The organism is Natroniella sp. ANB-PHB2 (genome assembly GCF_046097105.1).
Taxonomy (GTDB): Bacteria; Bacillota; Halanaerobiia; order Halobacteroidales; family Halobacteroidaceae; genus Natroniella.
This window is the reverse complement of record NZ_CP175562.1, coordinates 2,008,862-2,031,177: the sequence shown is the minus strand read 5'-3', so window position 1 is coordinate 2,031,177 and position 22,316 is coordinate 2,008,862. Positions and strand designations below refer to the sequence as shown.

Annotated in this window: 14 protein-coding genes; 11 read left to right on the top strand and 3 right to left on the bottom strand. The window is 32.6% G+C overall.

The genetic code is table 11. From position 1 onward, the window contains the following. Positions 1-10 precede the first annotated feature (10 nt). The 3 genes from fabG to ACKF5P_RS10145 all read left to right on the top strand — a co-directional run bounded on the left by fabG (position 11) and on the right by ACKF5P_RS10145 (position 3,330). Positions 11-754 (top strand): 3-oxoacyl-ACP reductase FabG, encoded by a 744-nt coding sequence (gene fabG / locus ACKF5P_RS10155; protein ID WP_408955083.1) that lies wholly within the window; start codon positions 11-13, stop codon positions 752-754. A 25-nt stretch (positions 755-779) separates the two neighbouring features. Then, positions 780-2,099 (top strand): acetyl-CoA hydrolase/transferase family protein, encoded by a 1,320-nt coding sequence (locus ACKF5P_RS10150; RefSeq protein WP_408955082.1) that lies wholly within the window; start codon positions 780-782, stop codon positions 2,097-2,099. Positions 2,100-2,322: 223 nt separating this feature from the next. Further along, positions 2,323-3,330 carry a dihydrodipicolinate reductase gene (locus tag ACKF5P_RS10145; protein WP_408955081.1) on the top strand — a complete coding sequence of 336 codons (1,008 nt, stop codon included), beginning with the start codon at positions 2,323-2,325 and terminating at the stop codon, positions 3,328-3,330. A 77-nt stretch (positions 3,331-3,407) separates the two neighbouring features. Here the strand turns inward: ACKF5P_RS10145 and ACKF5P_RS10140 are convergent, their stop codons facing one another. Next, positions 3,408-3,851: a VOC family protein gene (locus tag ACKF5P_RS10140; RefSeq protein ID WP_408955080.1), complete on the bottom strand. Its 444-nt coding sequence runs from the start codon at positions 3,849-3,851 to the stop codon at positions 3,408-3,410. 60 nt (positions 3,852-3,911) lie between these two features. After that, positions 3,912-4,346 carry a VOC family protein gene (locus tag ACKF5P_RS10135; RefSeq protein ID WP_408955079.1) on the bottom strand — a complete coding sequence of 145 codons (435 nt, stop codon included), beginning with the start codon at positions 4,344-4,346 and terminating at the stop codon, positions 3,912-3,914. A gap of 197 nt (positions 4,347-4,543) precedes the next feature. On the opposite strand from ACKF5P_RS10135, the gene ACKF5P_RS10130 reads away from it, so the two are divergent. Both ACKF5P_RS10130 and ACKF5P_RS10125 read left to right on the top strand, forming a co-directional pair. After that, a complete protein-coding gene (locus tag ACKF5P_RS10130; RefSeq protein WP_408955078.1) occupies positions 4,544-5,224 on the top strand; it encodes a 4'-phosphopantetheinyl transferase family protein in 681 nt (226 codons plus the stop codon). Between the two features lie 276 nt (positions 5,225-5,500). Further along, the gene (locus tag ACKF5P_RS10125; RefSeq protein ID WP_408955077.1) at positions 5,501-12,316 is read left to right on the top strand and encodes an amino acid adenylation domain-containing protein; all 6,816 of its coding nucleotides are present in this window, start codon (positions 5,501-5,503) and stop codon (positions 12,314-12,316) included. A 68-nt stretch (positions 12,317-12,384) separates the two neighbouring features. Here the strand turns inward: ACKF5P_RS10125 and ACKF5P_RS10120 are convergent, their stop codons facing one another. Further along, on the bottom strand, positions 12,385-12,747 hold the full coding sequence (locus tag ACKF5P_RS10120) for a hypothetical protein (RefSeq protein WP_408955076.1): 363 nt from the start codon (positions 12,745-12,747) through the stop codon (positions 12,385-12,387). A 663-nt stretch (positions 12,748-13,410) separates the two neighbouring features. Here ACKF5P_RS10120 and ACKF5P_RS10115 point away from each other — a divergent pair. The 6 genes from ACKF5P_RS10115 to ACKF5P_RS10090 all read left to right on the top strand — a co-directional run bounded on the left by ACKF5P_RS10115 (position 13,411) and on the right by ACKF5P_RS10090 (position 22,209). Beyond that, complete coding sequence (locus tag ACKF5P_RS10115) at positions 13,411-14,226, top strand: PHP domain-containing protein (protein ID WP_408955075.1); 816 nt, start codon at positions 13,411-13,413, stop codon at positions 14,224-14,226. 168 nt (positions 14,227-14,394) lie between these two features. Next, positions 14,395-14,982: a hypothetical protein gene (locus tag ACKF5P_RS10110; RefSeq protein WP_408955074.1), complete on the top strand. Its 588-nt coding sequence runs from the start codon at positions 14,395-14,397 to the stop codon at positions 14,980-14,982. Positions 14,983-15,369: 387 nt separating this feature from the next. Further along, complete coding sequence (locus tag ACKF5P_RS10105) at positions 15,370-17,313, top strand: SLC13 family permease (RefSeq protein WP_408955073.1); 1,944 nt, start codon at positions 15,370-15,372, stop codon at positions 17,311-17,313. A gap of 228 nt (positions 17,314-17,541) precedes the next feature. Further along, positions 17,542-18,660, top strand: a complete 1,119-nt coding sequence (gene wecB / locus ACKF5P_RS10100) for a non-hydrolyzing UDP-N-acetylglucosamine 2-epimerase (protein ID WP_408955072.1) — start codon at positions 17,542-17,544, stop codon at positions 18,658-18,660. Between the two features lie 175 nt (positions 18,661-18,835). Further along, positions 18,836-19,738: a UTP--glucose-1-phosphate uridylyltransferase GalU gene (galU, locus tag ACKF5P_RS10095; RefSeq protein ID WP_408955071.1), complete on the top strand. Its 903-nt coding sequence runs from the start codon at positions 18,836-18,838 to the stop codon at positions 19,736-19,738. 305 nt (positions 19,739-20,043) lie between these two features. Next, the gene (locus ACKF5P_RS10090) at positions 20,044-22,209 is read left to right on the top strand and encodes a SpoIID/LytB domain-containing protein (protein WP_408955070.1); all 2,166 of its coding nucleotides are present in this window, start codon (positions 20,044-20,046) and stop codon (positions 22,207-22,209) included. Positions 22,210-22,316 lie beyond the last annotated feature (107 nt).

Sequence of the window (22,316 nt, the reverse complement as noted above, 5' to 3'; positions counted from 1 at the left end):
AGGGAAAATTATGAGATTAGAAGGAAAAGTTGCAATTGTTACTGGAGCTGCAAAAGGAATTGGAGAGGAGACTGCACTTACTTTTGCTCGAGAAGGAGCTAAGGTAGTTGTAGCAGATTATGATGCTGAAGCTGGTGAAGATACTGCAAAGCAGATTACTGAAGCTGGTGGAGAAGCTATCTTTATTGAAGTAGATGTCTCTGATGTTGAAGCTACTAAAGGGCTGATTGACCAGACAGTTGAAGAATTTGGAAAGTTAGATGTTCTTGTTAATAATGCAGGAATAACTGCTGATGGGTTCTTAATTAAGACGAGTGAAGAAGCTTGGGATAGAGTTATAGATATTAATTTAAAAGGTGTCTTTAACTGTACTAAGCCTGCAGCTAAGGTAATGATGGAGCAAAATTCTGGAGTAATTTTGAATGCTTCTTCCGTAGTAGGACTTTATGGTAACCTTGGACAGACTAACTATGCTGCTACTAAGTTTGGAGTAATCGGAATGACTAAGACTTGGGCTAAGGAGTTAGCTCCAAAGGGTATTAGAGTTAATGCTGTTGCACCTGGTTTTATTCAAACTCCAATGACTGATGAAGTACCAGATAAAGTATTAGGTGCTATGGAGAAGAAGACACCATTAAAGAAATTAGGAAAACCAGAAGATATCGCTAATGCTTACCTATATCTTGCTTCTGATGAAGCTTCTTATGTTAATGGTGAAATCTTAAGTGTTGATGGTGGATTAGTATTAGGTTAATTTAATTTTAAGAGGGAGGTAAATAATGAGTATTAAGCAATCATATAAAGAAAAAAGAATTACTACTGAAGAAGCATTAAGTAAGGTTGAAACGGGAGATCATATTGTTACAGGATTAGCTGCAGCTGAAGCTCAGAGTATTTTAAGTGAGCTTCATACAATTGCAGATGATGTAGAAGATGTTATTGTCTCTACATGTCTTCCATTGAGCAATAATGAATACTTTACAAATCCAGAGTATAAAGATAACTTTAGAATGGAAGCTTGGTTTTATAGCCCTGGTATTAGAAAAGCACATAAAGACAAGTTGGTTTCTTTTATACCAAACCATCTTCATTTAGCTGGTACAAAACGGTTAGCACATAGAGATGTTGATATCTTTTTCGGAACTGCTACTCCAGTAGATAAGCATGGTTATTTATCTTTATCTTTAAGTGCAACTTATGAGAAATTAATGGTACAAAACGCTGACATAGTGATTTTGGAGGTTAATCCTAATTTACCAAGAACTTTTGGTGACACAACAGTTCATATCGACGATGTAGATTTCTTTGTAGAGGCTGATTATGATATTCCAGAATTACCAATAGCAGAACCTTCTGAGAAAGATAGAATTATTGGTAAGAACATTGCTGAATTAGTTGAAGATGGTTCTACAATTCAGTTAGGTATTGGTGGAATTCCAAATGCGGTTGCTGCAGAGTTATTAGATAAAAAAGATCTAGGTATTCATACAGAGATGTTTACAGATGGAATGGTAGATCTATATAATGCTGGTGCAGTAAATAATAAGAAAAAGACACTTATGCCAGAAAAGATGGTAGCTACTTTTGCTTTAGGAAGTAAAAAGTTATATGATTTTATTGATGATAATCCTGCTGTTAGAATTATGGATGGAAACTGGGTAAATGATCCTCATGTTATTGGTCAAAACCATAAGATGGTTTCTATTAATACAACACTAGAGGTTGATTTAACTGGTCAATGTGCATCTGAATCAATTGGAACTAAGCAATTTAGTGGTACAGGAGGTCAAGCTGATACTGCAATTGGTGCACAAAATTCTCCAGAAGGAAAGTCAATTATCGCTCTTTACTCTACTGCTGATGTTAGGACTGGAGAAGGTGATGAGAGAAAGACTATATCTAAAATTGTACCTATGTTGACTCAAGGTGCTGCGGTATCATTATCTAGAAATGATGTTGATTATGTAGTGACAGAGTATGGTGTAGCAGAGTTAAGAGGAACTTCAATTAGAGAAAGAGTTGAAAGACTTACAAATATTGCACATCCAGACTTCAGGGAAGAGTTGAAAGAAAAAGCTAAAGAATTAATGATTTGGTAATTGATCAATATGATAAATCCAAAAGAGCTTCTCGCTTCAGCGAGAAGCTCTTTTTTTATTTGAGAATGAAAATTTTAGAGAAATATTAATGTGTATAGATAACTTTATTGGAATTAAGATGAAGAATAAGAAGGTATAACCTATATTGACATCTAATTATATATTATAGTTAATTTTCACATGAAGAAGTGAGATAAACTTAAATTATAAAGGAGGAAGTAAAATGGAATTTCAATCTGATGTAAAGGTAATCTTATGTGGCTGTGGTATGACAGGGGAATATTTTATTCGTTATTTACATCAAAGAGGAGCAGAAATTGTAGGAGCGATTGATAATAACTCTGATTTAGTCGGGAAGGATATTGGTTTTGTAGCTGGATTAGATAATCCTTTAGGGGTTACTATTAGTGATGATCCAATAGAGGTGTTTGATAGTTCAGAGGCTAACGTATGTATTATCTCTGTTGCTAGTTTTATGAAGGATGTATATCCTTTTTATAAACTTGCAGCTTCAGAAGGGATTAATGCTATTTCGATTAGTGAGGAAGCGGTTTATCCTTGGAATACTTCCCCTAAACTTTCCGAGGAGTTAGATCAATTAGCAAAAGAGAATGACTGTACCCTGACCACTTCTGGTTACCAAGATATGCTATGTTGTAATATGGTAACTTCTGCAGCTGGAGCAGCTTATGATATAGAAAAGATAACAGGAGTTGTTACAGGAAATTTAGGGAATTATGGTGTGGAGTTAGCCGATTTACATGGGCTAGGTCTTAGTGTAGAGAGTTTTAAAGAAAAGATTGTACCAATTTACACTTTTCCTTCGTTTATGTGGAATATAAATGAGTGGATCTGTGCTAAGTTAAATTGGACAGTAGAATCTATTGATCAAAGGGTTGAACCAATTGTATATCAAGAAGATATTTATCATAAAAAGATTGATAGGTTTATTCCATCTGGTAATGTAGTTGGTCTTTCTGCTATTGTGATAGTAATTACAACTGAAGGGCCTGTAGTTGAATCACAGTGTGATTTGAAGGTTTTTGTTGAAGGGGAGGTTGATGTAAGCAAATGGACTATTCATGGAGAGCCAGAAATAGATTTAGAGGTTTCAGCTATGGCTTTACCTGTTACTTGTGCCAGTACTATAAATAGGATACCTCAGATCTTAAAAGCACCTGCTGGGTTTTATACAACAGACAAATTGCCCATCGATCTTTTTAACATATAAAAAAAGGTAGTTGTAGAATTGATAGATATAGAAACTTTTTAAGTTTCTATATCTATCAATTAAATAAAAGATGATGTTTATAATTCTGATTCATCAGGTTGTACAAGTTCTAAGGCGATTCCATCTGGATCTGAAAAAAGAACCCATTTATGTCCATCAAAATCATTAACAGGACTATAAAATTCAATTCCTTTAGCTTCTAACTCTTTTTTTGCATCTTCAATATTTTCAACAAGGAAATTAATGCGAGATGCTCCAATTGAGTTAAAAGGAACAGCTTCATCAGTTTCAGGTTTAGGATTAATGAATTCATATAATTCTAATAAATCCTCTTCCCCAATTTTCAATAAAGCAAATTTAAAGCTGGCGTCAGGTATATTTATTCCTTCAGATAATTCAGGGTCATTGATTGGTTCTGTTGATTTTTCGATTAATTTTAACTCTAATTTTTCTGTATAAAACTCAATTGATCTTTCTAAATCTGACACAACCAATTGTGAACTAAAAATATCTTTTATCATATAGACCATCCTTTCATCTTTTAATTAAGCAAAAGTTTATGTTATCTTTAAAAAAACAAGTTATTCAGTAAGCTGTACAAGCTCTAAGCCAATTCCATCTGGATCTGACATAACTACCCATTTGCGTCCTTCAAATTCCTTGATAGAGCTAAAAAATTCTACCCCTTTGGCTTCTAATTCTTTTTTTGTGGCTTCAATATCTTCAACAACAAAATTGATGCGAGATGCTCCTATTGAATTAATAGATATAGGTTCATTAGTTTCAGGCTTGGGATTAATAACTTCATATAATTCTAAAAGGGCACTTTCTCCGACTTTAAAGAGAGCCATTCTTAAATTGACATCAGGAATTTTTAGTGCATTTGATAATTTAGAACCAGTAAGTGGTTCTGTTGGCCCTAATATCAAATCTAGGCCTAGGTTTTCTTTGTAGAATTTAATGGAGCGTTCTACATCTGATACGACTAGTTGCGAACTGAAAGTTCCTTTAAGCATTAACATCATCCTTTCATATTAAAGGGTTTTGCTGAATAAATTTCCAGCATACAGTTTAATTTTACCATAAACCTTGTTTTTTGTAAATAATATATTGAAATAATGATAAAAATATTATTATTTTATAAAAAATAACAATTAAAACACATTAATAATTAGGCTAAATATGTTTAAATAAAAGGAGTAGAGATAAGATTATGTTAGAAATTTATGCCTTAAAATTAGATGAAATAGAAAATTTTAGTTTGAATGACTTATTATCATATATTTCGAAAAGAAGAAAGAAGGAAGTTAAAAAGTTTTTAAAGAAGGAGGATTGCTATCGAAGCATAATGGGAGAGATTTTAATACGAAAAATAGCTTGTAAGAAATTAAAGATCAAAAATAGGCAAATTTTTTTTAGAAAAAATAGTTATGGAAAACCATTTTTAAAGGATCATAATGATTTTTATTTTAATCTATCTCATTCAGGGGAGTGGGTAGTTTGTGCTATAAATGAAAATGAAGTTGGTATAGATATTCAAAAAATTGAAGCTATTGATCTTAATCTGGTAAATAATTTTTTTTCAAAAAGAGAATATGAATCTTTAATAAAGCAAGAAGATAGACAGAGTTATTTTTATAAGTTATGGACTTTGAAAGAAAGTTATATAAAAGCCATAGGCAAAGGATTATCAAAACCTTTAGATGATTTCACAATACTTTTTGATGGAACTAATCATATTGCTTTAGAAGATAGATCTGAAAATAATTCATATAATTTTAGTCAGTATCAGCTTGATAGTAAAAATTATAAGATGTCTGTATGTGTTAGAGGAAGGTTAAAAGAAGATAAGTTAGTAATTTTATCGATTAGTGATCTGATTAATGGATTTTAAAAAATATATATTTTAAATGAAATAGACCATTCTTGTGGTTTTTTTATTTTGAATGAGTTAAAAAAGTAGATATGAATTATTAAAAAATAATAATTTTTTAATATAGAAGAAGGAATTTTGTTAGCTCCGACCAAATTATATATATATGACCAAAAAATTACATAAAATAAAATCAATTCATAATAATATATTATAATGAATTGATTGAATATTAAAAACTAACCAAAATTAAAAAATTTGTAAGATAAATTAATAATAAAACAAGGAGGAGTTTTTATGAAAGGTGATAGAGTAGTTGGTAGAGTTAGAGAAGAAGATTATCAATTAAATAAAGTTAAAGAAGGAGTTTCTCAAAGAAATAATTATAAAGGTTATAACAGACTATTCATGACAAATTTTTGGACTGAGAAATTAAATTTTAATTTTAATGAAAATATAGTAATAAAATTAAAGAGCTTAGCTAAAAGTAGCAATGTTACATTATCTGAAGTATTAGTAACAGCTTTTAATGTTTTATTATATAGGTATACGGGCCAAGAGAGTATAGTAATAGGAGTACCCGATATCATTAACTCAGACGATAAAGAATACAAATTATTACCAGTCAGAAGCTTTCCTAATTCATCTAAGAGTTTTAAAGCTTTTTTAGATGAGTTAAAAGAAGAGAAGTTACAAATATCTACAAGGAAAAAGAATCAATCTAAAGATATATTTTCGAAATCAACTGTTGAAGATGACGATACATTTGATCTGTTTTTTTGTTTAGATAATGAGGTTGAAAATGTAGTGGATAATATGGATAATATTAAATTTATTTTAACTGGAATAGTAACTGATAAAAAGATTGAACTAGATATAGGATATAGGAATACTTTATTTAGACAAGATGGAGTGAAAAGATTGATAAATCATTTTAAAAACATAATAGTAGAGGTAACAAAGAATCCAAAAATAAAGTTATCAGAAATAAATATGTTATCTAGCAAAGAGAAGGATAAGTTACTTTATGAATTTAATGATACAGCTATGGAATATCCAACAGATAAGACAATTTTCGAATTATTTGAAAGACAAGTAGAAAAGACTCCAGATAATATAGCAGTAGTATTTGAAGATGAGGAGTTAACTTATCAGGAGTTGAATCAAAAATCAAATCAATTAGCTAATCTATTAAGAAAGAAAGGTGTAGAGCCTAATGATGTAGTAGGAATTATGCTAGAGCCATCTATGGAGATGGTTGTAGGAGTATTAGCTATTTTAAAGGCTGGAGCTGCTTATTTACCGATTGATGCTAATTATCCAATGGAAAGAATCAATTATATGGTGGAGGATAGTAATCTTGATATTTTATTGGGCCAGAAGGAGTCAATAGTTGAGCTAGATCATGAAATAGAAACTATTAATCTAGAAGATGAAGCTTTATATCAAGGTACTAAGTCAGATCTAAAAGCAGTAAACCAAGTAGATGATTTGGCCTATATTATTTATACTTCAGGATCTACTGGAAAACCTAAAGGGGTAATGGTTGGTCATAGGTCATTGGTTAATTTGGCTACTTGGCATAATCATAAATATAAAGTAACTACAGCAGATAGAGCAAGTAAGTATGCAGGGTTTGGTTTTGATGCATCTGTATGGGAGATATTTCCTTATTTAATAAAAGGAGCTTCATTATATATTATTCCTGATCAGATAAGGCTGGATAGTTATAAGTTGAATAATTATTTTAAAGAAAATAAGATTACAATCAGCTTTTTACCGACTCAGCTTTGTGAACAGTTTATGAAACTTGATAATAACTCTTTAAGGCTTTTACTTACCGGAGGAGATAAACTGAAGTATTATCAAGAGCAGGGGTATAAATTAGTAAATAATTACGGGCCAACAGAAAATACTGTGGTTAGTACAAGCTTTGTTGTAGATGATGATTATGATAATATTCCAATAGGAAAACCAATTAATAATTGTAAAGCTTATGTTTTAGATCACAATGACAATTTACAACCAATAGGAGTACCTGGAGAGTTATGTTTAGCAGGAGATAGTTTAGCTAAAGGATATTTAAACCAACCTACCAAAACAGCAGAAAGCTTTGTAGATAATCCATTTGTTTTGGGGGAGAAGATGTATAGGACGGGAGATTTAGTAAGGTGGTTGCCTGATGGTAATTTAGAATTTTTAGGTAGGATAGATGATCAGGTACAGATTAGGGGTTTTAGGATAGAGTTAGGAGAGATAGAAAATCAACTATTGAATTATGAGGCTATTGATGAAGTTGTAGTAATAGCAAGGAAGGACAATAGAGATGATAAATATTTATGTGGATATTTTACAGCTCACAAAGAAGTTATAGTAGCTGAGTTAGAGGAGTATTTAGCTAAGAAATTACCTGATTATATGTTGCCAACTTTTTTGATTCAGCTAGAGGAGATACCGGTCAATCCAAATGGAAAGATAGATAGAAAAGAATTACCCAAACCTAATCAAAGAATAGATACTGATTATATAGCTCCTAAGACTGAATTAGAGAAAAAGCTAGTAGAGATTTATCAAGAGGTATTGGATTTGGAACGAGTTGGAATTATGGATGATTTCTTTGCTTTAGGTGGCGATTCATTGAAGCTGATGAGTCTAGTAAATAATATTCGTCAAAAACTGAATGTAGAAATAGCTTTAAAAGAAGCTTTAAGTAGAACAACGATTAAAAAGTTGGCAGAGTATATTAATAAGATTGATAATAATGTTGAGTTGATGGTGGGGAAAGTAGAACAGAGAAATTATTATCCATTATCTTCAGCTCAAGAGCGTGTAATGATTGAGTATCAGTTGGATCAAGGTAGTACTAATTATAACGAACCTTTTGTATTAGCTATTGAAGGTGAGGTTGAGAAAGATAAATTCCAACAAATTTTTGCTCAATTAATTCAAAGGCATGAGGCTTTAAGAACAGGATTTGAAGTTGTAGATGGAAGATATGTTCAAAAAATTTATCAAGAAGTTAATTTTGAGTTAGTATATATGGAGCAAAATAAAGATAATATTGAAGAAGTTTTAAATCAGCTAGGGACTCCTTTTAACTTAAATAGACCTCCTTTAATTAGAGCTGCTTTAATTAAGGTTGCAGATAGAAAGTATTTTCTTGCTCTTGTATTTCATCATATTATAATTGATGGTAAGTCGATGGAGATTTTGTTAGAGGAGATTAGGAAATTATATAAAGGTGAACAGCTTATTGATTTGAAAAAAAGATATAGAGATTATGCTGTTTGGCAGAAAGAAGAGTTTGTTAATAGCCAATTGGAAAACAAACAAAAAAATTATTGGTTAAAGCAATTTGAAGGTGAGCTACCTGTTCTTGAATTGCCTACTGATTATACAAGGCCGGCGCAAAGAAGTTATGAAGGAGATACAATAACTTTTCTATTGCCTGAGAAGATTACTAGTAAAGTAAAGAGGTTGGCCCAAAAAAGTAATACTACCTTATATATGGTCTTGTTTGCAGCATATAATATTTTATTATATAGATATACAGAGCAAGAAGATATTATAGTAGGTTCTCCAATTGCTGGAAGGGTAGATGCTGATTTAGAGAGTGTAGTTGGAATGTTTGTTAATACTCTTGCGATGAGAAATTATCCTCAGGGAGATAAGAGTTTTTTAGAATTTTTACAGGAGGTTAAAACTAATTCAATAGGAGCTTATGAAAATTCAGATTATCAATTGGATAAAATTGTTGATGATTTGAAACTTGAAAAAGATAAGGGGAGAAATCCACTCTTTGACACGGTATTTGCTTTACAGAATATAAATTTAAAAGAGGTTAAAATTGGTGATTTGCAGGTTGCAAATTATAATTTCAAGTATGATATAGCTAAATTCGATCTCTTTTTAGAAGGTATAGAACAAAAGGATGGAATACAGTTTAATTTACAGTATTCTACTAGATTATTTAAAAGAGAAACAATGCAAAGATTCGTAGAGCATTTTAAAAATATATTACAAGAAGTAGTAAAAGAGCCAAAGTTGAAATTAGCAGAGATTGATATTCTATCTTTAAAAGAAAGAAAGAAATTACTTTATGAGTTTAATGATACAAAGACAAAATATCCTAGGGATAAGGCAATTCACGAGCTGTTTGAGAAGCAAGTGGAGGAAAATCCAAGTAATATAGCGGTCGTTTGTGATAAAAAAAGGTTAACATATTTAGAATTAAATCAAAAGGCTAACCAATTAGCACGATTATTGAGAAAAAAGGGTGTTCAATCAGATGTAATAGTAGGAATAATGGTGGAGCGAACAGTTGAAATGGCAGTAGGTGTAATGGCAATTTTAAAGGCAGGAGGAGCCTATCTACCAATTGACCCTAAATACCCTGCCGAAAGAGTAAAATATATGGTGGAAGATAGTAAACCGAATCTTTTGTTGGCCCAAGAGAAATTTATAGATCAGATAGAGCTTGACCTGGAAGTTATTAATTTGAATAATGAATCATTGTATTGTGGTGATAATACTAATCTGATTCAAGTTAGTAGACCTGAAGATCTAGCTTATATAATGTATACTTCTGGTTCAACCGGAAGGCCTAAAGGCGTAATGGTTCAACATAGAAATGTAATTAGATTGGTTAAGAATACAAATTATGTTGAATTTTCTAAAGGTGATAGGATACTTCAAACAGGAGCAATTGTCTTTGATGCTACAACCTTTGAGTTATGGGGGGCTCTTTTGAATGGTTTGAGATTATATTTAGTTGATGAGATGACAATTTTAAATGCTGGAAGTTTAGGTGAAGCTTTGACTGAGTGGAAGATAACCACTTTATGGCTAACATCTCCTCTATTTAGTCAGTTAGCTGATGAAGATCCAACAATTTTTTCTGGTTTAAAGTACTTATTAGTTGGAGGAGATGTATTAAATCCTCAATACATTAATAAGGTACGTAAGGAATGTCAAGGGATTAAGATTATTAATGGCTATGGGCCAACAGAAAATACAACCTTTTCTACGACTTATCACATTGATAGAGAATATGAAAACAATATACCTATTGGAAAACCAATCAGTAACTCAACTGCTTATATAATAGATGAAAATAATAATTTACAACCTATTGGAGTAGTAGGAGAGTTATGTGTGAGTGGAGACGGAGTATCAAGAGGATACTTAAATAAACCAAATAAGACAGCAAATGCTTTTATTGATAATCCATTTGCTGACGGAAAGATAATGTATAAGACAGGGGATTTAGCAAGATGGTTACCAGATGGGAATATAGAATTTTTGGGTAGAAAAGATCACCAAGTTAAAATAAGAGGATTTAGAATAGAACTAGGAGCCATCGAGAAGCAATTATTAAAACATGAAGCTATTAAAGAATCGATAGTAATGGTATATAAAGATAAAATTAAATACTTAGCTGCTTATATTGTAGCAGAGGAAGAGTGTAGTGTAGCAGAGTTAAAGGATTTTTTAGCAGATCAACTACCAGATTATATGATTCCTTCTTATTTTATACAGCTAGAAGAAATGCCTCTTAATCAAAATGGTAAAATAGATAGAAAAGAACTACCTAAACCTAATAAAAATGTAATTAAAAATGTAGAATATGTTGCTCCTAAAAATGAGATGGAAAGAAAATTAGTTGATATTTGGAGTGAGATACTCAACTTAAAACAGATAGGAACTGAAGAAAACTTCTTTGATTTAGGTGGGAATTCACTAGCTGCAATGCAATTGATGAATTTGATTAGATTAGAATATGAAATAGTAATTCCTATCAAAGAAATTTATGCTCAACCAACAATTAAGATGTTAGTAGAAAAAATTAAAGAGATTAGAGATGGTGGCTTAGAAGAGGTATCGTCTGCTATTAAGGAAACGGCAGTTTCTTCAGAGGAAATAATGATTGAAGAATATGATACTACTCAATTTGAGGAATTAACTATTAATAAAAGTAAGATAAAAAATATTCTTTTGACAGGTGGTACTGGATTTTTAGGGATTCATTTATTAAAGGAACTTTTAATTGAGACTAAAGCCAATATTTATTGCTTAATCAGAAAGAAATCTGGGTTGAGCCCTTTAGTTAGATTAAAGAAGAAGGCAAGATTTTATTTTGGTAGTCAACTAGATAAATACTTACAAAATAGGATTGTTGTGGTTGAAGGAGACTTAACAAAAGATAATTTAGGTCTAAAAGAGAAGAGGTATCAACAATTATCTAAAAAGGTTGATACAGTTATTCATACTGCTGCTGATGTAAGACATTATGGAAAATATGAAGATTTCAAAAGAATTAATGTTATGGGTACTAAGAGGTTATTAGATTTTTGTTTTAAAAATCAAACTAAAAAATTCCATCATACCTCGACATTGAGTGTTATAGGTTCTAATGGCAATAAAGAAGTTTTTAAAGAAAGTGATCTAAATATAGGACAAAATTTTATAGGGAATGTGTATGGAATGAGTAAATTTGAAGCGGAAAAGTTAGTCTATAAGGCAAGAGATAAAGGCTTACAAGCTTCAATTTATAGAATTGGTTTATTAGTTGGTAGGTACAAAGATGGATTATTTCAAGAAAATATTAATGAAAATAGATTCTATAATAATTTAAAAGGGCTTATCACCCTTGGAAAGGTACCAACTTCTTATCTGAATTATAAGACTGATTTATCACCAATTGATAGGTGTAGTCAGGCTATTGTCAGGTTTATATTATGCCAAGAGGTTATTGGTTATAATTTTCATTTAATGAACCCTAACTTGATTTCAATGGAACAATTAATTGATGAAATGGTTAAAAGGGGATATTTGATTGAAGAGGTAGATGATCAGTTTTTTAGTACGTATATTTCTAAAAAAATTCAAGGTTCTAGGTTAAATAGAGAACTAAGTATTGTTTTTAATGATTTAGGGTCGGGAAATCATGATTTTATTAAAGAGAATACTATGGAAAAGATTAGTACTAAATTTACAGTAGATGTTTTGAAGGGATTAGGATTTAGTTGGCCCAAAATAGGAGAGGGGTTCATTAATAGAATAATTCATCATTGTGAAGAAGTTGGATATATTAGTAGAGAACAAATAAGATGATAAATAACAAACGAGAGTACGCTTTATTAATAAAGCGTACTCTCGTTTGTTTAGTTTGATAGTTAAGATTATAATGAATCAAGATATTTATCAGCATCAGCTTGAGTTGTAAAGGTATTATGGTTCATATCTTTAAGCATTCTTTTGGCTTGTAATTTAGCCATTGCGGATTTAGAGATGATTGTAGCAGTACCTTTAACCTTTTTTTGAAGTAGATACTCTCTTCCAGTAGCAAATATTTCATCTGTTTTTTTAGAATGGACAGGATCACAACTTATATCAAGACAGACTGTAAAATTTGGCTTGGTCTTATCAGCAGCTTTTTTCATTTCTTCAATATAATCTTTTGCTTCTTCTTCTTTTAGAGTATCTTTAAAAGTAGCATAGATTCTGTTTTTTCTTGCATCATATTTGACACTATAATTTTTCATTTTAATTCCCCCTTATAGTTATTATAATTTATAAAAAAGCCTAATTAGGCTTTTAAATCTTTAACTAGAGTGTAACTGTCATAAGTCATACGATCTACTCTTTGCTAAGTAGTTTTTGAAAAGAAATAGATATAGATTGAAAGAGATCAGTTCTTACTATAATAATGAATCTAATTAAACTTTAAATGCAAAATATTCTATATATTTATAATAAGTACATATATTAATTATATAGATAATTATGTTATAAGTCAACATAATTAGTTTGTTTTTTCATAATAATGAAATAATAATAATAATACCCTTTTTTTGCTACAAAAAAGGACAAATCTCGACGGCAATATAATTATATTAAAATTATAAGCTAGGGTCTATGAAGCCATTTAGCAAAAGTTTTATCGAAAGAATTTAGTTTTGCTTGGAATAGATTATATCTAACTGTTGTAAATCAAGGAATTTTTTTATAAAATTATTATTGACCTAGATTCGATATATTTTGATTTTATTTGATTTGATATAGTTAATTAAATAGGATATATTGGTTTTTTGTACTTTTTACTGTTGGTTATGTTATATTTATTCAGTGACAAAAGTTGTTGTTAAGATTTAATTTTTAGATATTAAATCTTCAATATTAAATAATTTAGTGGGGGAGTAGAGAGGATGGAAAAGGTTGATTTACATTTACATACGACGACATCAGATGGAAGTTTGACTCCAAAAGAGTTGGTTTCAGCAGCTAAAGAGAAGAATTTAGCAGCAATTGCAATTACTGATCATGATAGTATTAGTGGAATAACTGAGGCTTTAGAGGAAGGAAAGAAGCTAGGAGTAGAGGTGATTCCAGGGATAGAGTTGACGGCCTATTATCAAAAAGAACGGATTGATATCTTAGGTTATTATATTGACCTGGATAATGAAGTGTTATTGCAGGTTTTAGAAAAGTTGCAGATGAGCCGTAATAGTCGGGCCAAAAAGATGATCAAAAAGCTTGCTAATTTAGGAGTTGAGGTTGATTATGGACAATTGCAACAACTGGCCGGTGAAGAAGGGGTTGGGCGACCACATTTGGCCCAGCTTTTGGTTGATGAGGGGTATGTGACTACAAAACAAGAGGCTTTTGATTATTATCTAGCAGATGGTGGTCCAGCTTATGTAGATAAGTATCGGCTTCAGCCAGAGGAGGCAATTGAATTGATCACTGGAGCAGGAGGAGTGGCGGTGTTGGCCCATCCGGGGGTGATCTCTGACGTCGAGATTGTAGAAGAGTTGGTACAACTGCCAGATTTAGTAGGAATAGAAGCTTATTATCCTCAGCATAGCCCAGAACAGCTTAGTTATTATCTTCGTTTAGCAAGTAAAGAAAATTTGATTATTACTGGTGGTTCTGATTGTCACGGGCCAACAGCTGACGGAGAGTTGTTATTAGGAACGATGGATATATCAGTTGAGTTATTGTCCCCTTTGCAATGTATTTAAATTTAAGGTGAGGTTGCTAATCGTTAAAAACAAGGTCTTAGGCCTTACTTAAACTTAACCTTGGATTTAATATCAATTCCTTCTCACAAAATTATCACAGTTATAGTTTAAACTGTGATCAAAGAAGAGTTAGATATAACACTTAATAAACTTAGGGGGAATTAATAAATGCTGAAATTTAACAATAAGGCTCTTCTAGTTATATTAGTTATTGTTGTTGGATTATTTGTAGTAGGTTGTAAAGATGGAGAGGATGTAGACTTTAGTGAAGAGGATTTACAGGAAGGGATTGTAGAAGAAGAATTAATTGAAGATGAAGATTTTGAGGATGAAGGTCTTGCAGAAGAGATTGAAAAGATAGAGCAACAAGAAACTGATGATGATTTAGAGTTTAACCCAGCAGGTGAGTTGGGAATGATTGGTTATGTAGATTTGGCCCGAGTTTATCAAGCATATCCGCAGGTAGAAGAGATAGAAAGGGAACTACAAGCAGAAGTGGAAACACTAGAAGAAGAGTTTTATCAACAAGTATCAGAACTAGGTGAAGATGAACACGAAGAAGCACAACAGTTACAACAAGAGGTTCAACAGGAGATATTTACTTTACAAAAAGAACAGGAAGAACAGTTAGAAGCAACTATTGATCCTATTTTGACTGAAGCTAGAGAAGAATTAGGATTAGAGATAATCATTACTGAAGAAGGGGTCGTTGCAGGAACACAGGATATTACTGAAAAGATAATAAATCGTTTATAGTACACTAAGCTTAACCTCCTAGAAAACACTCTTCTATCTTAAAAGATAGAAGAGTGTTTTTTGTTTGTGATTAGAAACAATAGTTTAAGTTTGAGTCTAAGTAAGAGCTAAGCCCTTATGTTTTTAATGGTAGGCTTAACCCCAGCCTTAAGCTATATATCAATTAGCTATAAGTAACAGATTCAATGATGATTTGTAATATATTTAACAATCTGTTATAATTAAAGTCTAAAGTATTAAAAACATAGAATTTTAATAGGGATTAATTACTCTTAAACATAATAAAAGTGAGAATAATGATTAAGAATGAGATGAATTTGATCAGACTAAGGATGAAACTGAAATAATAGATTTTAATAGTGTTCAAGCTGTGAGGAGGAGATCAATTTGTTTGACCATAAGATTGAAACTTCAAATCTTAGTCTTAAATTAATTTGTGTGTTATTGATAGCAGTAATTATATTTTTTATCAGTCAACCGACTGCAGTTAATGCAGCAGATTATCAACAAGAACTTATTTCAACATTAACTTTTAATATTAATATAGCTGTAGTTATATCATTAATGATGTTAGTTTTAATTCTGTTTATTTGGGAACCGTTCCCAATTGGCATGATAGCTTTATCAGTTCCGATAATCCTTGCAACTTTAAGTCCATGGACTAAAGTTTCTACTGAGCAAGCTTTATCAGGATTTAGTAATAATGCTACAATTGCTGTTATGGCTATGTTTGTTTTAAGCAAAGGAATTCAAAACAGTGGAGCTGTACAACTTCTTGGAAGTAAAATAGAAAAAATAACCAAAAATAATGAAAGGGCACAATTAGGAGTTATTTCGATTTTAACAGGTGTTATTGCTAGTGTCATTAACAATACTCCGGTAGTAGCTGCTTTTATTCCTATGGTAACCAATCTTGCTCGAAAAACTAAAGTATCGCCATCAAAGTTGTTAATCCCTCTCTCTTATGCATCTATGTTTGGGGGGACAATGACTTTATTAGGAACTTCTACTAATATTTTAGCTAGTGATATATCTGCTCGATTGATCGATCATCCTTTTAGTATGTTTGAATTTACTAGATTAGGAATAGTGGTATTTGTAGTAGGATTGTTATATTTAGTTACAATAGGCTATCATTTGATTCCAGAGCGAATTAATTATGAGAATGATTTAGTTAAAGAGTATGAAATGAAAGATTTTTTAACTAAGGTTGAGGTTAAAGAAGGATCTTCATTAATTGGTCAAAATATAGGAGAATTTTTACAGCAGGCCAAGAAGGAGTTAGATATTCTACGTTTAATTCGTGATGATGAAGAGTTTATGAAGCCATTAGAGATAAAGACAATTCGCAATGGTGATCGCTTGATTATTAGAGCTGACAAGGGGACATTGCTGGATTTTATTAAGGAAAGAGGTATAGAAATTTTATCAGACTCTCAAATTACTCAGCAAGAATTGGAGTCTTTGGATAAAGGGCAGGAGGTTATAGAGGTAGTTTTGCCAGATTATTCTTTTTTAGCAGGGCAAACTGCTACTGAGGTTAATTTTCTTGAGCGTTATGATGCCAGTTTAATTGGTATCAGGCATGGAGAAGGATTGGAGCATACAAATTTAAAGGAGTTTATTTTTTCACCAGGTGATGTATTACTTCTTTTAGTTACCGAAAAAACATTAGAACGTTTAAAAAGTAATAATAACTTTATTGTTGGGGAAGCTGAACTGGAAACGTTTGACTACCAGCCTACTAAAATATTTACTTCTCTAGGGGTTGTGGGGGCTGTAATAGGTTTGGCTGCATTAAATGTTATGCCAATTTCAATTGCTGCTCTTGCTGGGGTAATAGCTATGGTAATAACTAATATTGTAAACCCTAATAAGGTTTATGAGATAATAGATTGGGAAGTTATCTTTTTATTGGCAGGATTGATTCCTTTAGGGGTGGCCATTGAAAAGACTGGAACAGCTCAGTACATAGCTTTTCAATTAATAAGTCTTACAGGCTCTTTTCCTTCAGTCATAATTTTAGGGGTCTTTTATTTATTTACTGCAATATTAACTAGTGTTATTAGTAATAATGCCAGTGTAGTTTTAATGATTCCCGTAGCAGTAGGAGCAGCTGAGCAGTTAGGGGCAAATCCATTTGCATTTATTTTAGCAGTGACCTTTGCTGCCAGTGCGTCTTTTTTAACTCCAATCGGTTATCAGACAAATTTGATGGTTTATGGCCCTGGGGGATATAAGTTTCGTGATTTTATGATTGTAGGAGCACCATTACAAATATTATTATCTATTGTAGTTCCTATCTTTATTTCTTTGTTTTGGGGTGTTTAATTTAAAATGAAAGGCAGACCATAAACTAAAGTTTATGGATTGAAATAGCACATATTTACTAGTTATTAATAACTAGTAAATATGTGCTATTTTTATTTTTACTGATAAATATTCCTATGAAACTTTATTAAGCACCTTCATAAAACTTATAAAAAAATATACCAATTAATACACTGATATTAATTAATTTTTCTCCATATACTAATTGTAAAATCTTAGGAGGAAATTATGGAAGAGATTAAAGTAATGACTGTTTGTGGAACGAGGCCGGAAGCGATTAAGTTGGCCCCGGTGGTTAAGAGGTTGGAGCAGGAAGGTAAGATAAGATCCATTCTGACAGTGACGGGCCAACATCGGCAGTTATTAGATCAAGTTTTGGAGTTGTTTACATTAAATCCTGATTATGATCTAGCAGTGATGAAAGAAGAGCAATCTTTGTCAGGCTTAACAGCTAGAATTCTGACTAAGCTCGATCAGATTTTAAATGAAGAAGACCCTGATTTGGTCTTAGTGCATGGTGATACAACGACGACCTTTGTAGCTAGTTTGGCTGCTTTCTATCGTCAGATCAAGGTTGGGCATGTAGAAGCAGGATTACGAACTTATGACAAGTATGCCCCGTATCCTGAAGAGATGAATCGGTGCTTAACAGGTGTGCTGGCTGATCTTCATTTTGCCCCGACTGCTAAAAACCGGGCCAACTTAGTGGCTGAAAATATAGCTGAAGAGCAGATCTTTGTGACCGGTAATACAGTAATTGATGCCTTATTAGAGACAGTAGATGCTGAGTATAAGTTTAGCGATCAGCAATTAAGGGAGCTTGATTTTTCTAAGCAGGTGATTTTATTTACCTGTCATCGACGGGAAAGTTTTGGTCGACCGATGGAAGATATCTTTAAGGCTATCAGAAAGGTTGTTGAGCAGAACTATCAAGTAGAGGTTGTCTTTCCTGTCCATCCAAACCCTCAAGTTAAAGAGTTAGCTACTGATATTTTACAGGGGGTAGATCGGATTCATTTGGTTGGCCCGCTTGATTATCAACCATTTGTTAATCTAATGGCTCGAGTTGATCTGATTGTCACTGATTCGGGTGGAATTCAAGAAGAAGCACCCAGTTTGAATAAACCTGTTTTGGTCTTGCGAGGGGTTACTGAGCGAAAAGAGGTAGTTGAGACAGGAGCAATCAAGCTAATTGGTACTAGTTATGAGCAGATTATTACTAGAATTAATCAAGTATTGGTTGACCAACAACAGTATGAACAGATGGCTCAAGCTGAGAACCCTTATGGTGATGGGCAGGCAAGTCAGCGGATTGTCAGGAAGATATTAGATTTATTTACTAATTAATCTTATGAAGGATAAATTTAAGATTAATAATTCAATGATAACCACATAAGTATTATCTTGAAAGCAAGAGTGATTGAGGTTAAGTTTGAGATAAGTGGTTTTAAGTTTTTAAATATTCAATATTAAGTACTAGATATTAAATATTTAATATCTTTACATAGGAGGGAGAAAGTAGATGAAGGTTAGAAAGGCTGTCATTCCAGCAGCAGGATTAGGAACTCGATTTTTACCGGCAACTAAAGCACAACCAAAAGAGATGTTGCCGATTGTTGATACACCAACGATTCAATATATTGTAGAAGAAGCTGTTATGTCTGGGATTGAAGATTTAATTATTGTGACTGGTCGACATAAGCGGGCAATTGAGGATCATTTTGATAAGCATTTAGAATTAGAGTTAGCATTAGAAAAAAAAGGAAAGCATGAGATGTTGGAGACGGTACAGGATATCTCTAATTTGATCAATGTTCATTATGTTCGTCAAAAGGAAGCAAAGGGATTAGGTCATGCTATCTTATGTGCTAAGACCTTTATAGGTAATGAACCATTTGCTGTCTTATTGGGTGATGATATTGTGCGGGCCAAAAAGCCAGTTACTAAACAGTTAATCGATGCTTTTGCTGAAAAAGAGACCACTGTAATTGGTGTTCAAGAGGTTGAGGATGAAGTTGTTCATAAATATGGGATTGTTGATTATTCAAGCAATGTTGAAGACTTATATAAGGTACGAAACTTAGTTGAAAAGCCGTCATTAGAGGAAGCACCATCAAATATTGCTATTTTAGGACGTTATATCATTACTCCAGAGATTTTTGAGATTTTGGAGAATACTCCACCAGGTAAGGGCAATGAGATTCAATTGACTGATGCATTACAGACTTTGATGGAACAAAAAGAGATGTATGCTCAAGCCTTCAGTGGGAAGCGTTATGATATCGGTAATAAACTAGGCTTTTTAGAGGCAACAGTTGAGTTTGCTTTGGCCCGAGATGATATTCGAGAAGATTTTAAAAGATATTTAATTAAATTCTTGCAACAAGATACAGATATGTTAGAGGAAATTGCAGTAACTGAATAAATCATAGAAAAGCGTTTGGATAAGTTATCCAAACGCTTTTCTATGATTAAATTTAAGTTCAAGTCTAAGCTCAAGTAAACTCTAACCCCTTATGTCTTTTTAATGGTTGGCTTAAACTCAACCTCAGACTCAAAATTAAGTTGTTGTCAGTTTGTTCTTTCCAAGATTTAAAAATTGTTTTACGATTTAAACTACGTTATAATAATGACTAGTGACTGCTAACTAGTTATTATTAATTGGTGATCGGCATCTAGTAAGAAGTCACAAATTATTATTTTTAAATTAAATGAAGGTTGTGATAATTTATGCAAGAACTATTCAAACAAAAGAAGATCAGGTTTTTAATTATGGCAGTGTTTATTTTTTCATTTATTAGTTCAGGAGTTGTAGCTTATATTAATAATCAGGATCAAGAGCAAGCAATTGATGAGATAAAACCAGAAGAAATCGACGAGACAAGAGAAGAAGAAAATGAAGAAAAGATTGAGAAAGAAATACAAGATGACTCTCAATTACAACCTTTACTAGAAGAAGCTAAAAAATTATATTACCAAGGGGACTATCAAGCCAGTATTGAACAGTATCAAAAAATACTTGTTAAGCAAGAAAATAAAGAGGCACGGTTGAATTTAGCTGCTGTTTATGAGGAACTTGGTAATTACCAACTTGTTGTTGAGCAGTACCAACAGTTATTAGAGCAAGATAAAGTAGCTCAGTGGAGAGTAGATTTGGGAGTTGCTTATTATCAGTTAGGGGAGTATCAACAGGCTGAAGAGGAATTAAATTTAGTTTTGGCTTCAGACATTGGAGCTAATTATTTGAGAAGGGATGCTAACTATTACTTGGCCTTATTGACTGCTAGGCAGAAGCAGTATGGAGTAGCTGAACAGCACCTGTTAGAAGCACTAAAGGTCGATAATAACTTTGCTCATGCTTATTTTCAATTAGGAGAGGTCAAATTTGTTCAAAAAGATTATCAAGTTGCAATTGAGCATTATAAGCAAGCCTTACAGATTGATGGAAGTTTAAAAGGGGTTAAACGTCAGATTGCTTTGGCTTATCTTGGGTTAGAGCAGATTGAAGAAGCAGTAAAGTATTTACAGCAGGCTCAAAGTGAAGATCGAGCTGATGAGTTAGTTAAGATGAAGTTGACTGAGCTAGAAGAAGATTATCCTGATTACTTTGAAGAAGAAGAAAAGAGAGAATTGCCAGAGGAGCGGGAATTAGAGATTCCAGATGAGGTTCAGTTTAGAGATATTGAACCATTAGCAGAGCCAGGAGAAGAGATTAGAGTTGGGATTATGGATGATCAAGATGAGATTTATTTTAGAGTTGGTAGTAATTTTACTGTTGAAGAAGCAGGAACTCAAATTGCTAAAGGACAAAAGGGTGAGTTATATAAGGTCAGTTTTGTTGATGGTAATTACTATTTAGATCTTCCAGAAGAGCAGATTCAATTTAGTGAAGCAATTGAGCTGAAACTTACAGAAGAAGCACCGGTCTTATTGCATAATGTAATTTATGGGGCAGGTTATTACTGGGGTGGAGCTCAAGATCGTCAGTATCGGGGGACAATGGAGTTCTTACCACGCGAGAATGGAATTACAGCAGTTAATCTGGTAGGCTTAGAGGAGTATTTGTTGGCAGTAGTACCTTCAGAGATGTCAGCTTCATGGCCATTAGAAGCTTTGAAGGTTCAAGCAGTAGCAGCTAGAAGCTATACCTTATTCAATTTAGGTCGCTTTGCAGATAAAGGGTATGATCTATGTGATACTGTACAGTGTGCAGCCTATAATGGAATTGGTAGGGAGCACCCTCGCTCTAATCAGGCAGTAATAGAGACTAACGGAGAGGTAGCAACCTATGATGGTCAACCGATCAATGCTGTATATAGTGCTAATTCAGGTGGTCATACTGAGAATAGTGAAGATGTTTGGAGTGGAATGATTCCTTATTTGCGTGGAGTTTCAACTGAGATGGGGTCTGAGATTAATGAGCAGGAGTTTTCAAAATCTCCTTTTGAGTTGAAGGAGTGGCTAAGAGAACGGCCTGACTCTTATTCGGATTTATTGACTGAAAGTTGGACGAAGAGTAATTATCGTTGGCAAAGAAAGTTATCATTGGATTATTTGGAAGCAAGGTTGGAGATTGATGATATTCAAGAGATTAGACCTACTAAGCGTGGTCAGGCAGGTAGTGTAGAAGCAATGTTAGTAATTGGTGCTGAAGAAGAGAAGGAGTTTAGGAATAATTTACGCTCTAGATTTGGTGAATTACGAAGTAATCGCTTTTGGATTCAGCCGCAGTATGAAAATGGTCAGTTGGTCGGTTATAAATTCTATGGTAGTGGTTGGGGTCATAGTGTAGGAATGGATCAGACTGCTACTGGAGGAATGGTTAATCAAGGTTATGGTTACCAAGAAATATTAAAACATTTCTATACAGATATCGAAATTGAAGATTGGAATTAAGCAAAAAAGGGGCCCAAGATATTGGGTCTCTTTTTTTATGGTTAATTACAATAATGTGGCACAAAAGTGCCACATAGCTGTCAGCGGTCAGCCCTCAGCTATCAGTT

Coding starts and splice junctions, on each gene's coding strand:
- fabG (WP_408955083.1), top strand. CDS start 11: ATGAGATTAGAAGGAAAAGTTGCAATTGTTACTGGAGCTGCAAAAGGA.
- ACKF5P_RS10130 (WP_408955078.1), top strand. CDS start 4,544: ATGTTAGAAATTTATGCCTTAAAATTAGATGAAATAGAAAATTTTAGT.
- ACKF5P_RS10120 (WP_408955076.1), bottom strand. CDS start 12,747: ATGAAAAATTATAGTGTCAAATATGATGCAAGAAAAAACAGAATCTAT.
- ACKF5P_RS10150 (WP_408955082.1), top strand. CDS start 780: ATGAGTATTAAGCAATCATATAAAGAAAAAAGAATTACTACTGAAGAA.
- wecB (WP_408955072.1), top strand. CDS start 17,542: ATGGAAGAGATTAAAGTAATGACTGTTTGTGGAACGAGGCCGGAAGCG.
- ACKF5P_RS10125 (WP_408955077.1), top strand. CDS start 5,501: ATGAAAGGTGATAGAGTAGTTGGTAGAGTTAGAGAAGAAGATTATCAA.
- ACKF5P_RS10135 (WP_408955079.1), bottom strand. CDS start 4,346: ATGCTTAAAGGAACTTTCAGTTCGCAACTAGTCGTATCAGATGTAGAA.
- ACKF5P_RS10115 (WP_408955075.1), top strand. CDS start 13,411: ATGGAAAAGGTTGATTTACATTTACATACGACGACATCAGATGGAAGT.
- ACKF5P_RS10140 (WP_408955080.1), bottom strand. CDS start 3,851: ATGATAAAAGATATTTTTAGTTCACAATTGGTTGTGTCAGATTTAGAA.
- ACKF5P_RS10090 (WP_408955070.1), top strand. CDS start 20,044: ATGCAAGAACTATTCAAACAAAAGAAGATCAGGTTTTTAATTATGGCA.
- ACKF5P_RS10145 (WP_408955081.1), top strand. CDS start 2,323: ATGGAATTTCAATCTGATGTAAAGGTAATCTTATGTGGCTGTGGTATG.
- galU (WP_408955071.1), top strand. CDS start 18,836: ATGAAGGTTAGAAAGGCTGTCATTCCAGCAGCAGGATTAGGAACTCGA.
- ACKF5P_RS10110 (WP_408955074.1), top strand. CDS start 14,395: ATGCTGAAATTTAACAATAAGGCTCTTCTAGTTATATTAGTTATTGTT.